The 446-nt window shown below is 43.0% G+C and carries 1 pseudogene; it reads left to right on the forward strand.

Features of this window, described 5'->3' with window-relative positions:
- Positions 1-446 (forward strand): annotated as a pseudogene (locus tag ACYVTD_RS16835) (hypothetical protein); the annotation flags it as partial.

Raw genomic sequence — 446 nt, forward strand, 5'->3', positions numbered from 1 at the left:
AAAATACTTTGACGGCTACCTTAAAACTTTTTCTGCTGATGTTAAAGGACAAATTTTAGTTGTGCTTGCGGCTGGCATGGGTAGTCGTTATGGCGGACTTAAACAGATGGATAAAATCGGGAAAAATGGCGAAGTGTTACTCGATTATTCCGTATACGATGCGGTTAGCTCGGGATTTGAAAAAATTGTTTTTATTATTCGCCACGATATAGAAAAAGATTTTCGTGATTTGGTATTGGCTCGAATGGGGTCAAAAGCAAATTGCGAACTTGCTTTTCAAGACCCCGACAGTTTGATACCTCCTGACATTTTCCGTGCCGCTAAAGAAGTGGGAAGAACCAAACCTTGGGGTACGGGACACGCCTTGCTCTGCGCTGCGGATAAAATTGACGCTCCTTTTACAGTGATAAACGCCGATGATTTTTACGGCAGAGAAGCGTTTGCCG

The organism is Treponema sp. R6D11 (assembly GCF_054786075.1).